We start from the raw sequence: 18,471 nt of genomic DNA, 5'->3' as shown, positions 1-18,471 counted from the left end.
GGGGGTGTCTCTACGCACCGGTGCCGCTCTCCGGTGTGAGGCCGGCGAGCAGGTTGAAGGCTCCGGTGAGGATGTTCAGTGCGACGACACCGACGACGTCGGCCATCGCGCGGTCGCTGGTGAGTGGGGTCAGGCGCGGCATGACGGTCTTTCCCGCTGGTCAGTGGTGGTGTGCGTGGGCGCTGTGCTGGTGGCTCGGGTGCTCGGCGGGTGCGGCCTGGGATGCCGTGTCCGAGCCGGGGGTCGTCGCGGTCCGCACCGTGAACTCGGCCGTCCGGACGACGCCGTCGTGCTGGAAGTCCAGGAACAGGCGGTAGGTGCCGGCCGAGGGCGCGGTCGCCACGAAGGCGATCTCGGGCCCCGGCGCGGTGGTGCCGTCGCCGGGCTCGCCCTCCGGGTGGACGTGGAGGTAGCCCAGGTCGCCGACCCGCAGTGCCACCAGGTGTCCGTACGCGGCCAGGTAGGGCTGCAGATCGGTGACGGGCCGGCCGTTCCGGCTGACGGTGAGGGTCAGTTCGCTCGCCGCACCGGGCAGGAGTTCGCCGTCGAGCGTGACGGTGAACTCGTCGGCCCGCGCGGCCCGGGTGACTTCGGGAAGCGGGCGCGGGTCGTACTGCCCGGCGACCGCGACATCGATCCCCAGCGTCATGGTTCCGTCGTGGCCGGCCGGGTGGATGTCGGCGAAGAACCTCCAGTCCCCGGGTTCCAGGGCCAGTTCGACGCTCCAGGTGCCCTTCTCGTCCATCACGGGGTGCACGTGCTGGAACCCGGCCGTGTCGCGCCGGACGGCGATGAAGTGCAGTGCCTTCTCATGCTCGGGCGTGAACGCGGTCACGGCCCGCCCGTCGGGGCCTATCACCCGGAAGGTGACCGGCTGGACGCCGCCGGTGACGATCGTCGAGTCGAGTTCGAGGGTGTACCCGTTCTCGGAGACCGACAGACCGCCGGGCGTGGCTCCGCCGTGGCCGGCGTGCCCGCCGTGCCCGCCGTGCCCGCCGTGCTGGGACTGGTGGTGGCCGGAGTGGTTCTGCATGGCGTCTCCCTCGGTGTGATGCGCCTTCTGGCATGCCTTGTGGCGCGCCTTCCGGCGTTGCCCGTTGCCGGGACATCGATCATAACCATATACCCCCTGGGGGTATTCCAGGGTCAGAGAAACCCGCCGAATGAAATCTCGCGAGGGGGTCAGATCCGGCCACCCGCCGCCCGACGCCGGGCAGGCGGTACAGGATCGAACAACTGAGGCAGCGCCTGGGGCTGCCCTCGAACAAGAGGGCAGCCCCAGGGCCTGTCCGCCTGCTCCGTATATCGAACGTGTCCCACCGGGCAGCGGACCAGTTCCGGCCAACTCTTGACGCAACCCTGACAAAGGGCCCGCCCTGGTGCCACTCTTCCCCTCAATTCGCAGCTCCACGTTCGATTCCCAGCTCCACGTTCTGCCTTGTTCTGCCCGGACGGCACGACCGCGCCGCCCGGCCTCCCTGGCCGCGCACCCCGCGGCCACGCAGAAGGAGTCCGTGTTGAGATCCACCTCCCACAGATCCGCGTCCCGCAGATCCATCTCCTCCCGACGGGGTGCCGCAGCCGGTGCCCTGACCGCCGTCGCGGCGCTCATCGCGGTGGCCGTCCAGACCGGCCCGGCAACCGCCGACGACCCGGCCAAGACTCCGTCCACCGCGGCGGCCGCCCCCAAGATCGGCAAGGCCGACCCGGGTTCGCTGCCGGCCAAGCTCTCCCCCGCCCAGCGGGCCGCGCTCATCAAGGACGCCAACGCCACCAAGGCGGACACCGCCAAGGACCTGGGCCTCGGCGCCAAGGAGAAGCTCGTCGTCCGTGATGTCACCAAGGACGGCGACGGCACGACGCACACCCGCTACGAGCGCACCTACGACGGAATGCCCGTACTCGGCGGCGACCTGGTGGTCGACGAGGCGAAGTCCGGGAAGACCGAGGGCGTCACCAAGGCGTCGAAGGCGCAGCTCAAGGGCATCGACACCAGCGCCGACGTGAAGGCGGCGACCGCCGAGAAGCAGGCGCTCGGGGCCGCGAAGGCCGAGGGGTCGAAGAAGACCGACGCGGACCGGGCGCCCCGCAAGGTCGTCTGGATGGCCAAGGGCGAGCCGACTCTCGCGTACGAGACGGTGGTCGGCGGGCTGCAGCACGACGGGACACCGAACGAACTGCACGTCATCACGGACGCGGCCACCGGCAAGAAGCTCTTCCAGTGGCAGGGCATCGAGAACGGCACGGGCAACACCCAGTACAGCGGTCAGGTCACCCTCGGAACGGCCCAGTCGGGGTCCAACTACACCCTGACGGACACCGCCCGGGGCGGCCACAAGACGAACAACCTCAACCGCGGCACCTCCGGCACCGGCACGCTCTTCTCGGGCGCCGACGACGTGTGGGGCAACGGCCAGGCCTCCAACCTGGAGACCGCGGGCGCCGACGCCCACTACGGCGCCGCGCTCACCTGGGACTACTACAAGAACGTGCACGGCCGCTCCGGCATCCGCGGGGACGGCGTCGGCGCGTACTCGCGGGTCCACTACGGCAACAACTACGTCAACGCCTTCTGGTCCGACAGCTGCTTCTGCATGACGTACGGCGACGGTTCCGGCAACGCCAAGCCGCTGACGTCCATCGACGTGGCGGCCCACGAGATGACGCACGGCGTGACCGCGGCCACCGGCAACATGACGTACAGCGGCGAGTCCGGCGGCCTGAACGAGGCGACCTCCGACATCTTCGCGGCGGCCGTCGAGTTCAACGCCAACAACGCGCAGGACGTCGGCGACTACCTCGTCGGCGAGAAGATCGACATCCGCGGCGACGGCACCCCGCTGCGCTACATGGACAAGCCCAGCAAGGACGGCTCGTCCAAGGACTCCTGGTACTCGGGCATCGGCAACATCGACGTCCACTACTCGTCCGGTGTCGCCAACCACTTCTACTACCTGCTGAGCGAGGGCAGCGGCGCCAAGGTGATCAACGGCGTCTCCTACAACTCGCCCACCTCGGACGGCCTGCCTGTGGCCGGAATTGGTCGTGACAAGGCGTCGCTCATCTGGTTCAAGGCGCTGACGACGAAGTTCACCACGACCACCAACTACGCGGCGGCCCGCACCGGAACGCTCGCCGTGGCCGGTGAGCTGTACGGCACCACCAGCGCCGAGTACGCGGCGGTGGCCCACGCGTGGGCCGGCGTCAACGTCGGCTCGCGGCCCGGCGGCGGCGGTGGCACAGACTTCGAGAACACCACGGACGTGGCCATTCCGGACAACGGCGCCGCGGTGACCTCGTCGGTCAACGTCACCGGACGCACCGGCAACGCGCCCAGCGCGCTGAAGGTCGGCGTCGACATCGTGCACACCTGGCGCGGCGACCTGGTCGTCGACCTGGTGGCACCGGACGGCACGAACTACCGCCTGAAGAACTCGAGTTCATCGGATTCCGCGGACAACATCGTGGCGACGTACACGGTCGACGCGTCGTCCGAGGTGGCCAACGGGACATGGAAGCTGAAGGTTCAGGATGTGGCCGCGTACGACACCGGCCGCATCAACAGCTGGAAGCTGACGTTCCCGTAAGCCGACCGGGCCTTCCGCAGGCCTCGTCAGGTCTTCTGTGAAATGAGAGACGGCGCCGCTCCGGGTGGTTCAACTCCCCGGAGCGGCGCACCCATGTGCGCCGCCTGTACGCCGCCCGCATGCCGTCGTTCGCATTGCGTACATGGACCTTCGCTCAACGGACTATTTCTGGCCAACATATGGCCAAGGGCCTGACATGAACCTGGCTCAACTGGCACTCTTCCCTCTCACAGCACACCAGTTCACCCGCACCGCATCTTTCAGCCCGGACAGTCCCCATACCGTCCGGGCCCCCCACAGAAGGAGCATGCGTGACCCCCCACATATCCCGGAAGCGCTCAACGCTGGCCATAGCCACCGCTGTTGCCGCCGGAGCACTGCTCGCCGCCGGCCTGACCACCGGCGCGTCCGCACAGCCCGACCAGAACGTGTCGGCCGCCTCCCCGGTCAAGCTCTCCGCGACGGCCCGCGCGGGCCTGCTGCAGGACGCGAACGCCGACAAGGCCGCCACCGCCGAGAAGATCGGCCTGGGCGCCAAGGAGAAGCTCGTCGTCCGTGACGTCGTCAAGGACCGCGACGGCACCACGCACACCCGCTACGAGCGCACCTACGACGGCCTGCCCGTCCTCGGCGGCGACCTCGTCGTGCACACCGCGAAGAGCGGCAAGGTCAAGAGCGTGACCAAGGCGGCCAAGGCCACCATCAAGGTCGCGTCCACCTCCGCGAAGATCGCGACCAAGTCGGCCGCGAAGTCCGCCGAGTCGACCGCCGCGAAGACCGGCGACACCAAGAAGGCCGACGCGCAGGCGCCCCGCAAGGTCGTCTGGGCCGCGTCCGGCAAGCCGGTCCTGGCTCACGAAACGATCGTCACCGGCGTCCAGAAGGACGGCACGCCGAGCAAGCTGCACGTCATCACCGACGCGGCCACCGGCAAGAAGCTCTTCCAGTACCAGGCCATCGAGAACGGCGCGGGCCACAGCCAGTACAGCGGCAAGGTCGAGGTCGGCTCCAAGAAGGGCTCCAGCGGCTTCGATCTGACCGACGACTCGCGCGGCGGCCACTCCACGTACGACCTGGCCCACGGCGAGAGCGGCGAGGGCAAGATCGTCACGGACGACGACGACACGTGGGGCACCGGAAAGCCGGAGGACGCCCAGACCGCCGCCGTCGACGCCGCCTACGGCGCCCAGTTGACCTGGGACTACTACAAGACCGTGCACGGCCGTGAGGGCATCAAGGGCGACGGCAAGGGCGCGACCTCGCGGGTCCACTACGGCAACGCGTACGTCAACGCCTTCTGGGACGACAGCTGCTTCTGCATGACGTACGGCGACGGCGAGGGCGACAAGAAGCCGCTCACGTCGATGGACGTCGCGGCGCACGAGATGACGCACGGCGTCACCGCGGCCACCGGCAACATGGAGTACAGCGGTGAGTCGGGCGGCCTGAACGAGGCCACCTCCGACATCTTCGCGGCGGCCGTCGAGTTCAACTCGAAGAACGCCGAGGACGTCGGCGACTACTACGTCGGCGAGAAGATCGACATCAACGGCGACGGGTCGCCGCTCCGGTACATGGACAAGCCCTCCAAGGACGGCAACTCCCTGGACAACTGGAGCGAGGACGCGGGCAACGTCGACGTCCACTACTCGTCCGGCATCGCCAACCACTTCTTCTACCTGCTGTCGGAGGGCAGCGGCGCGAAGGAGATCAACGGCGTCAAGTACGACTCCCCGACCGCCGACGGCTCCAAGGTCGAGGGCATCGGACGCGACAAGGCCGAGAAGATCTGGTTCAAGGCGCTGACGACGTACTTCACGACCACCACGCAGTACAAGGACGCGCGTGAGGGCACGCTGAAGGCCGCGACGGACCTCTACGGCGCGGACTCCGCCGAGGCCAAGGGCGTGGCGGCGGCCTGGACCGGCGTCAACGTCAAGTAACTCTCTTTGCCGGGGCGGCACCCGGGGGGCCTTCCTCCCCCTGGGTGCCGCTTTTCCGCTCCCCTCGGAGCGTGCGACTCATTCCGCTCTCAGCTCGCGGCTTCCGGCCCGGTTCTTCGCGATGTTCCGTGTCTTCTTGGTGTTGGCCGACTCGGCGACCACGGCGAGTACGGCCGGCGACCTCGACCACTCGGCGAGGTGGCGCTGCATCCAGTCCGTGACCTCCGCCAACTCGGCCGGTGTCGGCACGTGACCGTCCTCGATGGACAGCCAGAACAGCCAGTCGTCGATGCGGAAGCGATCACCGAGACGACGCGTAGGTACGCGGACGCTCGCACGTGCTCGTCCGCGACGGCTTCGTCGACGTCCACGTCGACGATGCCGGCCTCCGCCAGCAGCTCGGCCACATCGGAATGCAATGTCATCGCTTGATCCCTACTTGCAGGATTTCTTGGCGGCCTCGGCGGCCTCGCGCTGCTCCTTCGCAGCCCGCTGCCCGATCCTGACCTCGCGGCCCCCGCCACCGGTCACATGGGCGTGCGCCGGCTTGTCGACGTCGTACTCGTGCACCACGATGCGCACGCCGTTCTTGCTTTCGTCCATGAGGGAAAGGCCCAGAGGGTCGATCCACTTGAGCGGGTTGGGAACGTAACTGTGCGGCGCGAAGCCACCGGCGAGACCGATCGGGTCCGAGGTGAGGTAGCGGGCGGTTTCGGGGTCGTAGTACTGGCCGGGAAAACGCAGCGGTGTGTAGGCGGTGGCGCCTCGGTTCCAGACTGTGGTGCCCCAGAGGGTGGTCCTGGTGCGCCAGGCGATGTCGCCTTGCTCGTCGAGGAGTTCGGTCGGCGTGCCGACGAGGTCGGTGACGATGGCGTAGAAGCGGGCGTCCACTTCTTCGTCGGTGAGGTGTTTGCGCTCTGTCTGGGCCAGGGGGCACAGTCCGTCATGGTCCCACGTGAGGGTCACTGATTCCGGTGCGCCCGGGGTGTGGCTCGTCTGTTCGCAGAGGGTCATGTCGTCCCAGGTGAAGTCGGTCTGTTCCGCCACCCCCTGTTCCGTCATGCGCTGTTTGGACACGCGGCGGCCCAAGGGGTCGTAGAGGTAGCGCCACCTCGTGCCGTCGGGGGTCACCACGGATGTGAGGCGGTCTTCCGCGTCCCATTCGTAGTGCCAGGTGTCGGGCTTGCGGGACAGGCGGGTCTTCTGGCGCAGGGTGGTGCGGCCTGCCGTGTCGTATTCGTAGCGGACGTTGCCTGCCGCGGTGATGCGGGTGCCGGTGTACGCGCGGGGGCCTGTTGCCTCTTGGCCCGGCATGGTGGCCGGCCAGGAGGCGTCGGTCTGGTTGCCCGCCTCGTCGTAGGCGTAGGTTTCCGTCCAGTCTGCCGCGTGGACCGCTGTGACTCGGCCTGCCGCGTCCAGGGCGAAGCGCCGCGTGCCGTTGAGCTGGTCCTCCACGCCGGTCAGATGGTCGTCCGCACGGTATGTGTACGCACGGTGCTGGATCGGCGTGCCGGCCCGGCCCGTCAGTCCCTGTTCCAAGAGGCGGCCCACGACGTCGTACACGTTCGTCAGTGTCAGGGCCTCGCCGACCGTGCAGGTGAGTTCCCGGCCCGCCCTGCCGTGCGTGAACGCCATCCTCCTGCCGGAGGCGATCAGTTCGGTGCGACGGCCTGCCGCGTCGTACGTCCAGGTGCTCGTCGCGCCGGACGGCGTGGTGCGGCCGGTGCGGCGGCCCAGCTCGTCGTAGGTGTGGGTCAGGGTGCGGCCGTTGACCGTTTCCGAGAGCAGACGGCCTGACCTGTCCCTCTCCAGGGTCAGTGCCACGTCCGGGCTCACCGCCGCGGTGAGGCTGCCTGTCGCGTCGTAGGTGAAGCGCGTGATCGCGGCACCTGCCACGCTCTGCGTGACCGTCCGGCCCAGCACGTCCCGTTCGAAGGTGATCACGTCGCCCGCGGCCGTCGTACGTGTCGCCAACTGGCCGGCCGCGTCGTGGGTGTACGTCAGTGTGCGGTCGTCGAAGTCCGTCTCCGCCACCAGGCGGCCTGCCGGGTCGTACTCGTAACTCCAGGTCAGGCCCTGCGGGTTGGTGACCTTGCGGAGCTGGAGCTGGAGCTGGGGGTCGTGGTCGAACTCGTAGCGGGCGCCGTCGGGGTCCGTGCGGGCCGCGATCAGGTCGAAGTGCGTGTATTCGTGTGCCGTGGTCGCGCCCATCGCGTCCGTGTGCGAGACGCAGTTGCCATCGCCGTCGTACGTCCACGACTCCGACGAGCCGTCCGCCTCCGTGCGCCGCGCCAGCTTGCCCTCCACCGTCCACTCAAGCCGCAGGGCCGCGCCCGTCGGGTCCGTGACCGTGCTCGCGCGGCCGAAGGCGTGTTCTTTCAGTGCTCACACAGGGAGAACTCCCGCTCGTAGAGCTGCTCGTTGTGTTCGTCGACGAAGAACTTGCGTTCCTGCATGAGCTGTTCGCGGTAGCTCTTGGCCTGTTCGAGCGTCATGGTCGAGGTCTCGGACCATGGCTGCTGCGGTGGCACATCGGACGTCGAGACGATCTTTTCCGACGGGTCGATCAGGAAGAACGCGAGAATTTTGCGATGCCCGGGACGGGTGGCGTCCGTGAGGCGGAACGAGCCGACGCGGTGTTGCAGGATGTTCGGGAACGCCAGGCAGCGGCCCGCCGGGGTCGATGCCGATCCCAGCTTCTGGTTCAGTGCGTCTTCGTTCTCCAGGCCGTAGACCTCACGCACACCATTGTCGTCGTTCTGTTCGTAGTTCGGGTCGTCGAGTGCCGCCCGGAAACTCAGCCGGCTTTCGGTGATGTTCTCGCTGTCCCAGTAGTAAATGCCGGTCGAGACGATCCGCTCATTCAGCATCCCCTCGACATGCCAGGAACCGCCGGCGTACTCGGGCTTGTCCGGAGTGAGATGAATGGTGGCGAGCTTGACGATGACCTGGAGACTACGGCCGCGCAGGTCGAATCGGGCGAAGTCGTCGGGCAACTCGGGCGGGGTGAAGGCAGGGGCGTCAGGGATGACCGGGCTGCGGTTCTCCCACCAATCGTCCTGGGCCTCTTCGTAGGCACTGACGGCCTTGTCGTGGGCCTCGTCATCACTGAAGGAAGACCTGTCCGGGTACTCCGGCTCCGAGTCGTACCACCCGTAAGGATCGGCCTCGATCCGCAGGGGCCGCGGATGGCGCAGATCAGTGAGTACGTTCTCGAACAGCGGACGCAGCCGTGCGAACAAGTCCGGGAGGGCGGACGCCAGTTCACGATGCGTCTCGGGGTGGACGTTGTTGACGTACGAACGGAAGGCGACATCGCCGTCGTCACTGACGTCGACGTCCGTGGGAAGCCACTGGAATTTCTCGGAGAATTCATGCTGCGAATGGCGGTTCGTCGGGTTCCGCCAAGCCCGCTCGGGCGCTCCGCTCGCCTCGTTCACCAGGCAGAACAGTGAGGGATGCACCAGATCCAGCACCTGTCCTTCGGATCCGGGGTGCCAGTCCTTTTCGTCTTCGGGGACCTCTTCCAGAACCCGGACCGCCTCGCGCAGCCGGGATCCGAGCTCGTCGTCGACCAGGGTGTCCGACTGCCACACCCCGTCGACGGCGGACACCTCTATACCGGTCTGTCCGTCGCGCAATGCGGCGTAATACGCGAGTTCGGCAAGCACGTAACGAACCTGCGCCTCGGTGAGGCCCTGGGCGACCGCTTCTTGCGTCCACCTGGCGAGGATGTCGGCGTCGTTCATCTTCTCGAACCACCCCGGCTTCGCCCGGATATGGGCGCTGCACTCCATCATCTGAAGTTCCCGCAGTGTCCGGGGTGTCGCGAACGATAGGGAACGGGACGCTTGAAACGGCAGCGGGAAAGCAGACAGGCCAGTCAATTCTCTGGGTCCTTCCGGTCGATGCATGGCGGCCGGAAGGATACTTCAGCGGACTGACAACGCAGCGGGAGTGAGTGACGGTCGTGGCCCGTGATCACGGGCCGTACCGCCTCACCGCATCAGCACCCCAGCTCCCTCCCCCATGCCCTCCGCAGGCACCGCCACCAGACCCAGCTCCGCCCCGCTGGCCAGGAGCCGATGGGACGGCAGGACGCGGACCGTATAGCCGAAGGGGCCCGCGTGGTCGAGGGTCAGGGGGCCCTCGTAGAGGCGGCTGCCCTCCGGGGTGGGGGCGCCCACCGGCTTCAGCGGCACCGAAGCCGGATCCGCGATGTGGTCCTGCGGATCGACCCGCCCCGCGATCGCCTGCACCTCCACGTCGTCCGGCGTCAGCTCCCCGAGCCGCACCCGGACCCGCAGCGCGAGCGTCGAGCCCAGCTCGGCCGTCGCCCCGAAGGCGGACGCCTCGACATGGTCGACGGCGACCCGCGGCCACGCCCCCCGCACCCGGGCCTTCCAGGAGGCCAACTCCCCCGCCGCGGCCACGTCCAGCGCCCGATGCGCCCGCGCGGCGGGGACGTAGAGACCCTCCACGTAGTCACGGACCATCCGCCCGGCGAGGACCTTCGGGCCGAGCCGCGTCAGCGTCCGGCGGACCATCTCGATCCAGCGGTCGGGGAGACCGCCGGGACCCTGCTCGTAGAAGCGGGGCGCGATCCGGCGCTCCAGCAGGTCGTACAGCGCCGCCGCCTCCAGATCGTCCCGCCGGTCGTCGTCCGTCGCCGAACCGTCCGCCGTGGGAATCGCCCAGCCGAAGTCCGGCTCGAACCATTCGTCCCACCAGCCGTCCAGGACCGAGAGGTTGAGGCAGCCGTTCAGGGCAGCCTTCATGCCGCTCGTGCCGCACGCCTCCAGCGGGCGGAGCGGATTGTTCAGCCAGACGTCGCAGCCGGGATACAGCTTCTGGGCCATCGCCATGCCGTAGTCCGGCAGGAAGACGACGCGGTGGCGCACCCGCGGGTCGTCCGTGAAGCGCACCAGCTCCTGGATGAGGCGTTTGCCGCCGTCGTCCGCCGGATGCGCCTTTCCGGCCACGACGATCTGGATCGGCCGCTCCTCGTGGGTGAGCAGATCCATCAGTCGGTCGCGGTCCCGCAGCATCAGGGTCAGGCGTTTGTACGAAGGGACGCGGCGCGCGAAGCCGATCGTCAGGACGTCGGGGTCCAGTACGTCGTCGATCCAGCCCAGTTCGGCGCTGGCCGCGCCACGGCCGCGCCACGAGGCGTACAGCCGCCGCCTGACCTCCGTCACCAACTGCCCGCGCAGCTCACGCCGGAGCGCCCAGATGTCGGAGTCCTGGATCTCGGCGACGGCGTCCCAGCGCTCCGAGCCGCCCACCGACAGGGCGTCCTCCGTCCGCTGGGCGCCGATCTGGCGTGCGCCGAGCCGGAAGACCTCGGGGGCGACCCAGGTCGGGGCGTGCACGCCGTTGGTGACGGAGGAGATCGGGACCTCGTCGGCGTCGAATCCCGGCCACAGGCCCGCGAACATCTCGCGGCTCACCTTGCCGTGCAGGGTGGAGACGCCGTTGGCGCACCGTCCGAGGCGCAGGCCCATCACGGCCATGTTGAAGAGGTTGGGCTCGCCGCCCGGATACGTTTCCATGCCGAGCCGCAGTATCCGCTCGACGTCGATGCGGGGCAGCTCGGCGTCCGGGCCGAAGTGCCGGGCGACCAGTTCGCGGTCGAAGCGGTCGATCCCGGCGGGGACCGGCGTGTGGGTGGTGAAGACCGTGCCCGCCCTGACCGCTTCGAGCGAGGTGTCGAACTCCACGCCCTGCTCGGCCAGTTCATGGATCCGCTCCAGGCCGAGGAAGCCCGCGTGCCCTTCGTTGGTGTGGAAGACCTCGGGCTCCGCGTGCCCGGTGAGACGGCAGTACGTCCGTATGGCGCGCACTCCGCCGATGCCGAGCAGCATCTCCTGGAGCAGCCGGTGTTCGCTGCCGCCGCCGTAGAGCCGGTCGGTCACCTCGCGGGCGCCGGGGTCGTTCTCCTCGACGTCCGAGTCGAGCATCAGGAGCGGTACGCGCCCGACGCACGCCTGCCAGACGTGGGCGCGCAGCGAGCGGCCGCCGGGAAGGGCGATCGCGACCTGGCAGGGGCGGCCGTCCGCCTCGCGCAGGAGGGTCAGCGGCAGCTCGTTCGGGTCGAGCACGGGGTAGGTCTCCTGCTGCCAGCCGTCGCGGGACAGGGACTGGTGGAAGTAGCCGTGCCGGTAGAGCAGCCCGACCCCGATGAGCGGGACCCCCAGGTCGCTGGCCGCCTTGAGGTGGTCGCCGGCGAGGATGCCGAGGCCGCCCGAGTACTGCGGCAGGGCGGCCGTGATGCCGAACTCGGGCGAGAAGTAGCCGACGCCGCGCGGGAGTTCACCACCGCACTCGGCGGCCTGCTGCTGGTACCAGCGGTCCCCGGTGAGGTACTCCCGCAGCCCGTCGGAGGCCTCCGCGAGGCGCCGCAGGAACGGCTCGTCATGGGCGAGCCGGGCGAGCCGCGCGGGCGGCACGCCGCCGAGCAGCCGCACGGGGTCGCCGCCGGACGCGGCCCACAGCTCGGGGTCGACGGCCTCGAAGAGCTCACGGGTGGGTGTGTGCCAGGACCAGCGGAGGTTGCGCGCGAGCTCGGCGAGCGGGGACAGGGGGTCGGGAAGGGCGGGACGTACGGTGAATCGACGGATGGCCTTCATCACGGAGCACCTCTGACGGAGCGTCTGACGGGGCGTGTGTCGTGGGCGTTCGTACGTCGCGAATCGACGTGTCGCATCGACGTTAGCGGGGCGCCGCCCCCGCGACCACGGCGCACAGGGTGCACGGTCCGACGGAAACCTAGAACCGTCCCATCGCCGCCGCGATCGCCGCCGTGTCCCAGTAGAACGGCCACACCTCGGCGATCCGCCCGTCCCGCACCGCGATCGACTGCAGTACGGGGAAGGCGAGTTCGCGTCCCGTGGCGCGGGCCCGCGCGTGGACCTCGCTGCGGACGAAGACCGTGTCACCCGTGGCGAAGAACTCCTGCTCGCCGATCTCGAAGGACTCCCACGCCTCGGCCATGGCGAGGAAGAACCGCACCATCCCTTCGTGGCCGCGCCAGGTGCCGCCGTACGGGAGGGCGTCCGCCTGATGCAGGACGACGTCGTGCGCGAAGTACGGGGCGAGCGGCTCGAAGGAGGCCTCGCCGGGGCCACCGGCGGCCAGGTAGCGGGACTCCGCCTCGTACATGGCGGTGAGGACGGCCACCGGGTCGGTTTCGGACGCTGTCGGCTGGGTGTTCATGCCGCCAGGGTGACCTCCCCGGCAGGCACACCGCTGGCGGACATCGGACGTCGACCTGCGACAACACGCACCTCAGCGTTCCGCTCGGGTGGACCGTACCCGCACTCGTCCGAAAATCGCCGCAACCCTCACACCACCCCCACGGGAGGTATGGCCGATTCCCCCACGCCGTGTGGTCTTGTAGGGCCTCACAGCTCACGAGAGGCTGCCAAGTGGCGCCCGCGGTGGATACGGGGGACCCGGCAGTCACCGGTCCAACTCCTCGGGCGGCACGTCAAGTTGGGGAGGGAAGCCAGCATATGACTTTGTCGCGAACGAAGCGTCTGCGGTGGGCGGGAGCCGTCACCGCCGCCACCACGGCGGCGGTGCTTTCGGCCATCACGCTGCCCGCACACGCAGCTCCGGCCGAGGCCCCGCTGGGGCAGATACTCGGCGCCGGGGAGCCCGGTTCCATCAGCGGCAGTTACATCGTCACACTCAAGGGAGGGACAAAGGCCCCGTCTGAGGCGGGCAAGGGCATAGCAGAGAAATACGGCGCGAAAATAAGCCACACCTACAGCACGGCGCTCAACGGCTATGCGGTGAAGGCGGGTTCGAAGGAGGCCAAACGGCTCGCGGGAGACGCGGACGTCGCCTCCGTCGTCCAGGACAGCACGGTGACCCTGGACCACACCCAGAAGAATCCGCCGTCCTGGGGCCTGGACCGGATCGACCAGAACGGCCTTCCGCTCGACAAGTCCTACACCTGGCCCGAATCCGCGGGTCAGGGCGTGACGGCGTACGTCATCGACACCGGAATCCGCAGCACGCACACGGACTTCGGCGGGCGTGCGAGCAGCGGCTGGGACTTCATCGACAACGACGCCACCGCGCAGGACGGCAACGGCCACGGCACGCATGTCGCCGCGACCGTCGCGGGCGGGAAGTACGGCGTGGCCAAGAAGGCGAACGTCGTGGGCGTGCGCGTCCTCGACAACGCGGGCTCGGGGACGACCGCACAGGTCATCGCCGGCATCGACTGGGTGACCAAGCACGCCAAGAAGCCTGCCGTCGCCAACCTGAGCCTCGGTGGCTCGGCCAACGTCCAGTTGGACGCCGCCGTGCGCAACTCGATCGCGTCCGGGGTCACTTACACGGTCGCGGCGGGGAACGACGGGCTTCCCGCGTTCCTGTCCTCGCCGGCCCGAGTGAAGGAAGCGGTCACCGTCGGCGCGACCGACGTCAAGGACGCCAGGGCAAGCTTCTCCAACTGGGGTGCCGGCCTTGACCTGTTCGCACCGGGCGTGGGCATCACGTCGGCGTGGAACACGGGCGACAGCGCCACGAACACCATCTCCGGTACGTCGATGGCCGCGCCGCACGTGGCGGGCGCGGCGGCGCTGTACCTCGCCGACCACGCGGCGGCCGCACCGGCCGAGGTGAGCAAGGCGCTCACCGACCGCGCGGTCCCGGGCAAGGTGACCGGCGGCGGCCTCGGCTCCCCGAACAAGCTCCTGCAGGTCAACAACCCGTAGGACCCGGCACAGCCCCGGACCGGCCCCGCCTCGATCGGCGGGGCCGGTCTTATGTGCGCCCGGCATGTGCCCGTACAGACTCCCTGTGCCGCCGGTCTTGTATGAGGCCTTACGCACTAGTAGTTAACAAAGCGCCGGATTGCCCACCCGAAATCCGTGGGAAGGCTCCCCCGGTACGCACACAGCAGAACCCTCCACACCCCCGTATCCGCCCCACTCACGTAACGCGGACAGGAGTGGTCATGCCCTCAACCCGCCCGCCTGCGAAGGCTTCGGCCAAGGCCCCCAAGAAGGTGCCCAAGAGCCGGGAGGACCCGGCGGCACAGCAGGACCCGGTCCCACAGGAGGACGCGCCGCCCGGCCGCATACCGGTGCTCGACATCGCGCCGCAGGTGCACGGCGGGCGCAGGCCCGCCAAGGCCGTGGTCGGTGAGACCTTCCAGGTCACCGCCACCGTATTCCGCGAAGGGCACGAGGCGGTCGCCGCCAATGCCGTGCTGCGCGACCCCGAGGGGCGCGCGGGCCCCTGGACGCCGATGCGCGAGCTGGCCCCCGGCACCGACCGGTGGGGCGCGGACGTCACACCGGACGCGCCCGGGAACTGGACGTTTCGCGTCGAGGCGTGGGGCGACCCCGTCACGCAGTGGCGGCACCACGCGCAGATCAAGATACCGGCGGGCATCGACACCGAACTCGTCCTGGAGGAAGGCGCACGCCTCCACGAACGCGCCGCCGCCGGAGCCCCAATCAGCAAGGGCCGCCGCGCCACCCTGTGCACCGCCGCCGAGGCCCTGCGCGACACCGAACGCCCCGTCGCGGCCCGGCTCGCCGCCGCACTGACCCCGGAGGTCGACGCGGTCCTCGCCCGGTATCCGCTCCGTGAGCTCGTCACGGAGTCGGAGCCGCTGCCACTGCTCGTGGAGCGGGAGCGGGCACTCTTCGGTTCTTGGTACGAGTTCTTCCCTCGGTCGGAAGGTGCCGTCGTGCGCGAGGGCGAGCCCCCGGTCTCGGGGACCTTCCGCACAGCGGCCGAGCGGCTGCCCGCGATCGCCGATATGGGCTTCGACGTCGTCTATCTGCCGCCGATCCATCCCATCGGGACCACCTTCCGCAAAGGGCCCAACAACTCCCTCTCCCCCGGCCCGCACGACGTCGGCGTGCCCTGGGCCATCGGCTCCCCGGAGGGCGGCCACGACGCGGTCCACCCCGACCTCGGCACGCTCGACGACTTCGACGCCTTCGTACGCCGGGCCGCCGGCCTGGGGCTCGAAGTCGCCCTGGATTTCGCGCTGCAGTGTTCCCCCGACCACCCCTGGGTGGAGAAGCACCCGGAGTGGTTCGCGCACCGCGCCGACGGCACCATCGCGTACGCCGAGAACCCGCCGAAGAAGTACCAGGACATCTATCCCCTCGCCTTCGACCGCGACATGCCGGGGCTGGTCGCCGAGACCGTACGTCTGCTGCGGTTCTGGATGGACCACGGCGTGCGTATCTTCCGCGTCGACAATCCGCACACCAAGCCCGTCCTCTTCTGGGACGAGGTGCTCATCGACATCAGGCGAACCGACCCGGACGTCATCTTCCTGGCGGAGGCGTTCACGCGCCCCGCGATGCTGCGCACCCTCGCGGCGATCGGCTTCCAGCAGTCGTACACGTACTTCACCTGGCGCAACGAGAAGGGTGAACTGACCGACTACCTAAGGGAGTTGTCGGGCGAGACCGCGCATTACCTGCGGCCGAACTTCTTCGTCAACACCCCCGACATCCTGCACGCCTACCTCCAGGACGGCGGCCGCCCCGCCTTCGAGGTGCGCGCCGTGCTCGCCGCAACCCTCTCGCCGACGTGGGGCGTCTACAGCGGATACGAACTGTGCGAGAACGCCCCATTACGGGCCGACAGCGAGGAGTATCTGAACTCGGAGAAGTACCAACTGCGGCCGCGGGACTGGCAGTCGGTGGCACGTTCCGGCTCCACCATCGCACCCCTCATCAGCACGCTGAACCGCGTACGGCGCGCCAACCCCGCCCTGCGCCAACTGCGTGACCTGCACTTCCACTCCGCCGATCAGGAGGCGGTGATCGCGTACTCGAAGACGGTCAGGGACCCTGACGACCCGGACGGATCGAACACGGTTCTGGTGGTCGCCAACCTCGACCCCCACCACACCCAGGAGGCGACGGTCTCGTTGGACATGCCGGAACTCGGCCTCGACTGGCACGAGACCGTGCCGGTGCGCGACGAGCTCACCGGCGAGACCTACCACTGGGGCAGGACCAACTATGTGCGTCTTGGCCCGGGCGGCGCGCACGTGTTGCTTGTCGGCCGGGGGTCCGGGGGTTGTCCCCCGGGAGAGCACAGCAGGGTCCTGCGACCGTCCTCACCGTTGATCGGAGGGTCACCCACACCATGATCATCAATGAGCCCGTCCAGGACACCTTCGAGGACACACCCGCGAAGGACCGCGACCCCGAGTGGTTCAAACGCGCCGTGTTCTACGAGGTCCTGGTCCGTTCCTTCCAGGACAGCAACGGCGACGGCATCGGCGACCTCAAGGGCATCACCGCCAAACTGGACTATCTGCAGTGGCTCGGCGTGGACTGCCTGTGGCTCCCGCCGTTCTTCAAGTCCCCGCTGCGCGACGGCGGTTACGACGTCTCCGACTACACCGCCGTGCTCCCCGAGTTCGGCGACCTGGCCGACTTCGTGGAGTTCGTGGACTGCGCGCACCAGCGCGGCATGCGCGTGATCATCGACTTCGTCATGAACCACACCAGCGACCAGCACCCCTGGTTCCAGGCCTCCAGGAGCGACCCCGACGGACCCTACGGCGACTACTACGTCTGGGCCGACGACGACAAGCAGTACCGCGACGCCCGCATCATCTTCGTCGACACCGAAGCCTCCAACTGGACCTTCGACCCGGTGCGCAAGCAGTACTACTGGCACCGCTTCTTCTCCCACCAGCCCGACCTCAACTACGAGAACCCGGCCGTCCAGGAAGAGATCATCTCCGCCCTGCGGTTCTGGCTCGACCTGGGCATCGACGGTTTCCGCCTGGACGCCGTGCCCTACCTCTTCGCCGAAGAGGGCACCAACTGCGAAAACCTCCCCCGCTCACACCGACTCCTCAAACGCGTACGCGCCGAAATCGACGCCCACTACCCCGACACCGTGCTGCTCGCCGAGGCCAACCAGTGGCCCGAAGACGTCGTCGACTACTTCGGCGACTACACCGCCGGTGGCGACGAATGCCACATGGCCTTCCACTTCCCCGTCATGCCCCGCATCTTCATGGCCGTCCGCCGCGAATCGCGTTACCCGGTCTCCGAAATCCTCGCCAAGACCCCCGCCATCCCCTCCGGCTGCCAGTGGGGCGTCTTCCTGCGCAACCACGACGAGCTCACCCTCGAAATGGTCACCGACGAAGAACGCGACTACATGTACGCGGAATACGCCAAAGACCCGCGCATGCGCGCCAACATCGGCATCCGCCGCCGCCTGGCCCCCCTGCTGGACAACGACCGCAACCAGATCGAACTCTTCACCGCCCTGCTCCTCTCGCTGCCCGGATCACCGATCCTCTACTACGGCGACGAGATCGGCATGGGCGACAACATCTGGCTCGGCGACCGCGACGCGGTGCGCACCCCCATGCAGTGGACCCCCGACCGCAACGCCGGCTTCTCCTCCTGCGACCCCGGACGGCTCTACCTGCCCACCATCATGGATCCGGTCTACGGCTACCAGGTCACCAACGTCGAGGCGTCCATGTCCTCCCCGGCCTCGCTGCTGCACTGGACCCGCCGGATGATCGAGATCCGCAAACAGAACCCCGCCTTCGGCCTCGGCTCGTACACCGAACTGCCGTCGTCCAACCCGGCCGTGATCGCGTTCCTGCGCGAGTACAAGGACGACCTGGTGCTGTGCGTGCACAACTTCTCCCGCTTCGCCCAGCCCACCGAACTCGATCTGCAGTCCTTCAACGGCCGCCACCCGGTCGAACTCATCGGCGGGGTGCGCTTCCCGGCCATCGGCGAGCTGCCCTACCTGCTGACACTGGCGGGACACGGCTTCTACTGGTTCCGGCTGCGCAAGGACCCGGCGTAGGCTCCACCTCTGCGACACCTGCGCGGGGCGGTTTCCACCGCCCCGCCCTGGGCACTCTCCCCGCACAACCGGCACTCCCGCACGACCGGCACCCACGCACTCTC

The 18,471-nt window shown here is 68.7% G+C and carries 11 protein-coding genes and 1 pseudogene; 5 read left to right on the top strand and 7 right to left on the bottom strand.

Annotated features, from left to right (window positions below):
* Nucleotides 1-10: 10 nt before the first annotated feature.
* Together OG453_RS26045 and OG453_RS26040 are read right to left on the bottom strand one after the other, a co-directional pair.
* Nucleotides 11-142, bottom strand: coding sequence for a hypothetical protein (locus OG453_RS26045; RefSeq protein WP_266870925.1), 132 nt, complete (start codon nt 140-142; stop codon nt 11-13).
* Between the two features lie 18 nt (nt 143-160).
* Complete coding sequence (locus OG453_RS26040; protein WP_266870924.1) at nt 161-1,033, bottom strand: hypothetical protein; 873 nt, start codon at nt 1,031-1,033, stop codon at nt 161-163.
* Between the two features lie 481 nt (nt 1,034-1,514).
* On the opposite strand from OG453_RS26040, the gene OG453_RS26035 reads away from it, so the two are divergent.
* Nucleotides 1,515-3,587 (top strand): M4 family metallopeptidase, encoded by a 2,073-nt coding sequence (locus OG453_RS26035; protein ID WP_266870923.1) that lies wholly within the window; start codon nt 1,515-1,517, stop codon nt 3,585-3,587.
* A gap of 311 nt (nt 3,588-3,898) precedes the next feature.
* Nucleotides 3,899-5,530, top strand: a complete 1,632-nt coding sequence (locus tag OG453_RS26030) for a M4 family metallopeptidase (RefSeq protein ID WP_266870922.1) — start codon at nt 3,899-3,901, stop codon at nt 5,528-5,530.
* Nucleotides 5,531-5,608: 78 nt separating this feature from the next.
* On the opposite strand, the gene OG453_RS26025 is transcribed toward OG453_RS26030, so the two are convergent.
* The 5 genes and pseudogenes from OG453_RS26025 to OG453_RS26005 all read right to left on the bottom strand — a co-directional run bounded on the left by OG453_RS26025 (nt 5,609) and on the right by OG453_RS26005 (nt 12,745).
* Complete coding sequence (locus OG453_RS26025) at nt 5,609-5,779, bottom strand: hypothetical protein (protein WP_266870921.1); 171 nt, start codon at nt 5,777-5,779, stop codon at nt 5,609-5,611.
* Nucleotides 5,780-6,136: 357 nt separating this feature from the next.
* Nucleotides 6,137-7,900 (bottom strand): annotated as a pseudogene (locus OG453_RS26020) (RHS repeat-associated core domain-containing protein); the annotation flags it as partial.
* An 8-nt stretch (nt 7,901-7,908) separates the two neighbouring features.
* Nucleotides 7,909-9,417 (bottom strand): DUF4246 domain-containing protein, encoded by a 1,509-nt coding sequence (locus OG453_RS26015; RefSeq protein ID WP_266870919.1) that lies wholly within the window; start codon nt 9,415-9,417, stop codon nt 7,909-7,911.
* A 111-nt stretch (nt 9,418-9,528) separates the two neighbouring features.
* Entirely contained in the window at nt 9,529-12,159 is a 2,631-nt protein-coding gene (glgP, locus tag OG453_RS26010; RefSeq protein ID WP_266870917.1) for an alpha-glucan family phosphorylase, read from the bottom strand.
* A gap of 139 nt (nt 12,160-12,298) precedes the next feature.
* Nucleotides 12,299-12,745 (bottom strand): nuclear transport factor 2 family protein, encoded by a 447-nt coding sequence (locus OG453_RS26005; RefSeq protein ID WP_266870916.1) that lies wholly within the window; start codon nt 12,743-12,745, stop codon nt 12,299-12,301.
* A 299-nt stretch (nt 12,746-13,044) separates the two neighbouring features.
* On the opposite strand from OG453_RS26005, the gene OG453_RS26000 reads away from it, so the two are divergent.
* The 3 genes from OG453_RS26000 (at nt 13,045) to treS (ending at nt 18,367) form a co-directional block, all read left to right on the top strand.
* On the top strand, nt 13,045-14,259 hold the full coding sequence (locus tag OG453_RS26000) for a S8 family peptidase (RefSeq protein WP_266870914.1): 1,215 nt from the start codon (nt 13,045-13,047) through the stop codon (nt 14,257-14,259).
* A 242-nt stretch (nt 14,260-14,501) separates the two neighbouring features.
* Entirely contained in the window at nt 14,502-16,670 is a 2,169-nt protein-coding gene (locus tag OG453_RS25995) for an alpha-1,4-glucan--maltose-1-phosphate maltosyltransferase (RefSeq protein ID WP_266870913.1), read from the top strand.
* Entirely contained in the window at nt 16,667-18,367 is a 1,701-nt protein-coding gene (treS, locus tag OG453_RS25990) for a maltose alpha-D-glucosyltransferase (RefSeq protein WP_266870912.1), read from the top strand. The genes OG453_RS25995 and treS overlap by 4 nt, the downstream gene beginning before the upstream one ends.
* The last annotated feature ends 104 nt before the right edge of the window (nt 18,368-18,471 follow it).

This window comes from Streptomyces sp. NBC_01381, assembly GCF_026340305.1.
GTDB lineage: Bacteria > Actinomycetota > Actinomycetes > Streptomycetales > Streptomycetaceae > Streptomyces.
The sequence above is the reverse complement of the archived record's forward strand: the minus strand, read 5'-3'. Positions and strand labels throughout refer to the sequence as shown.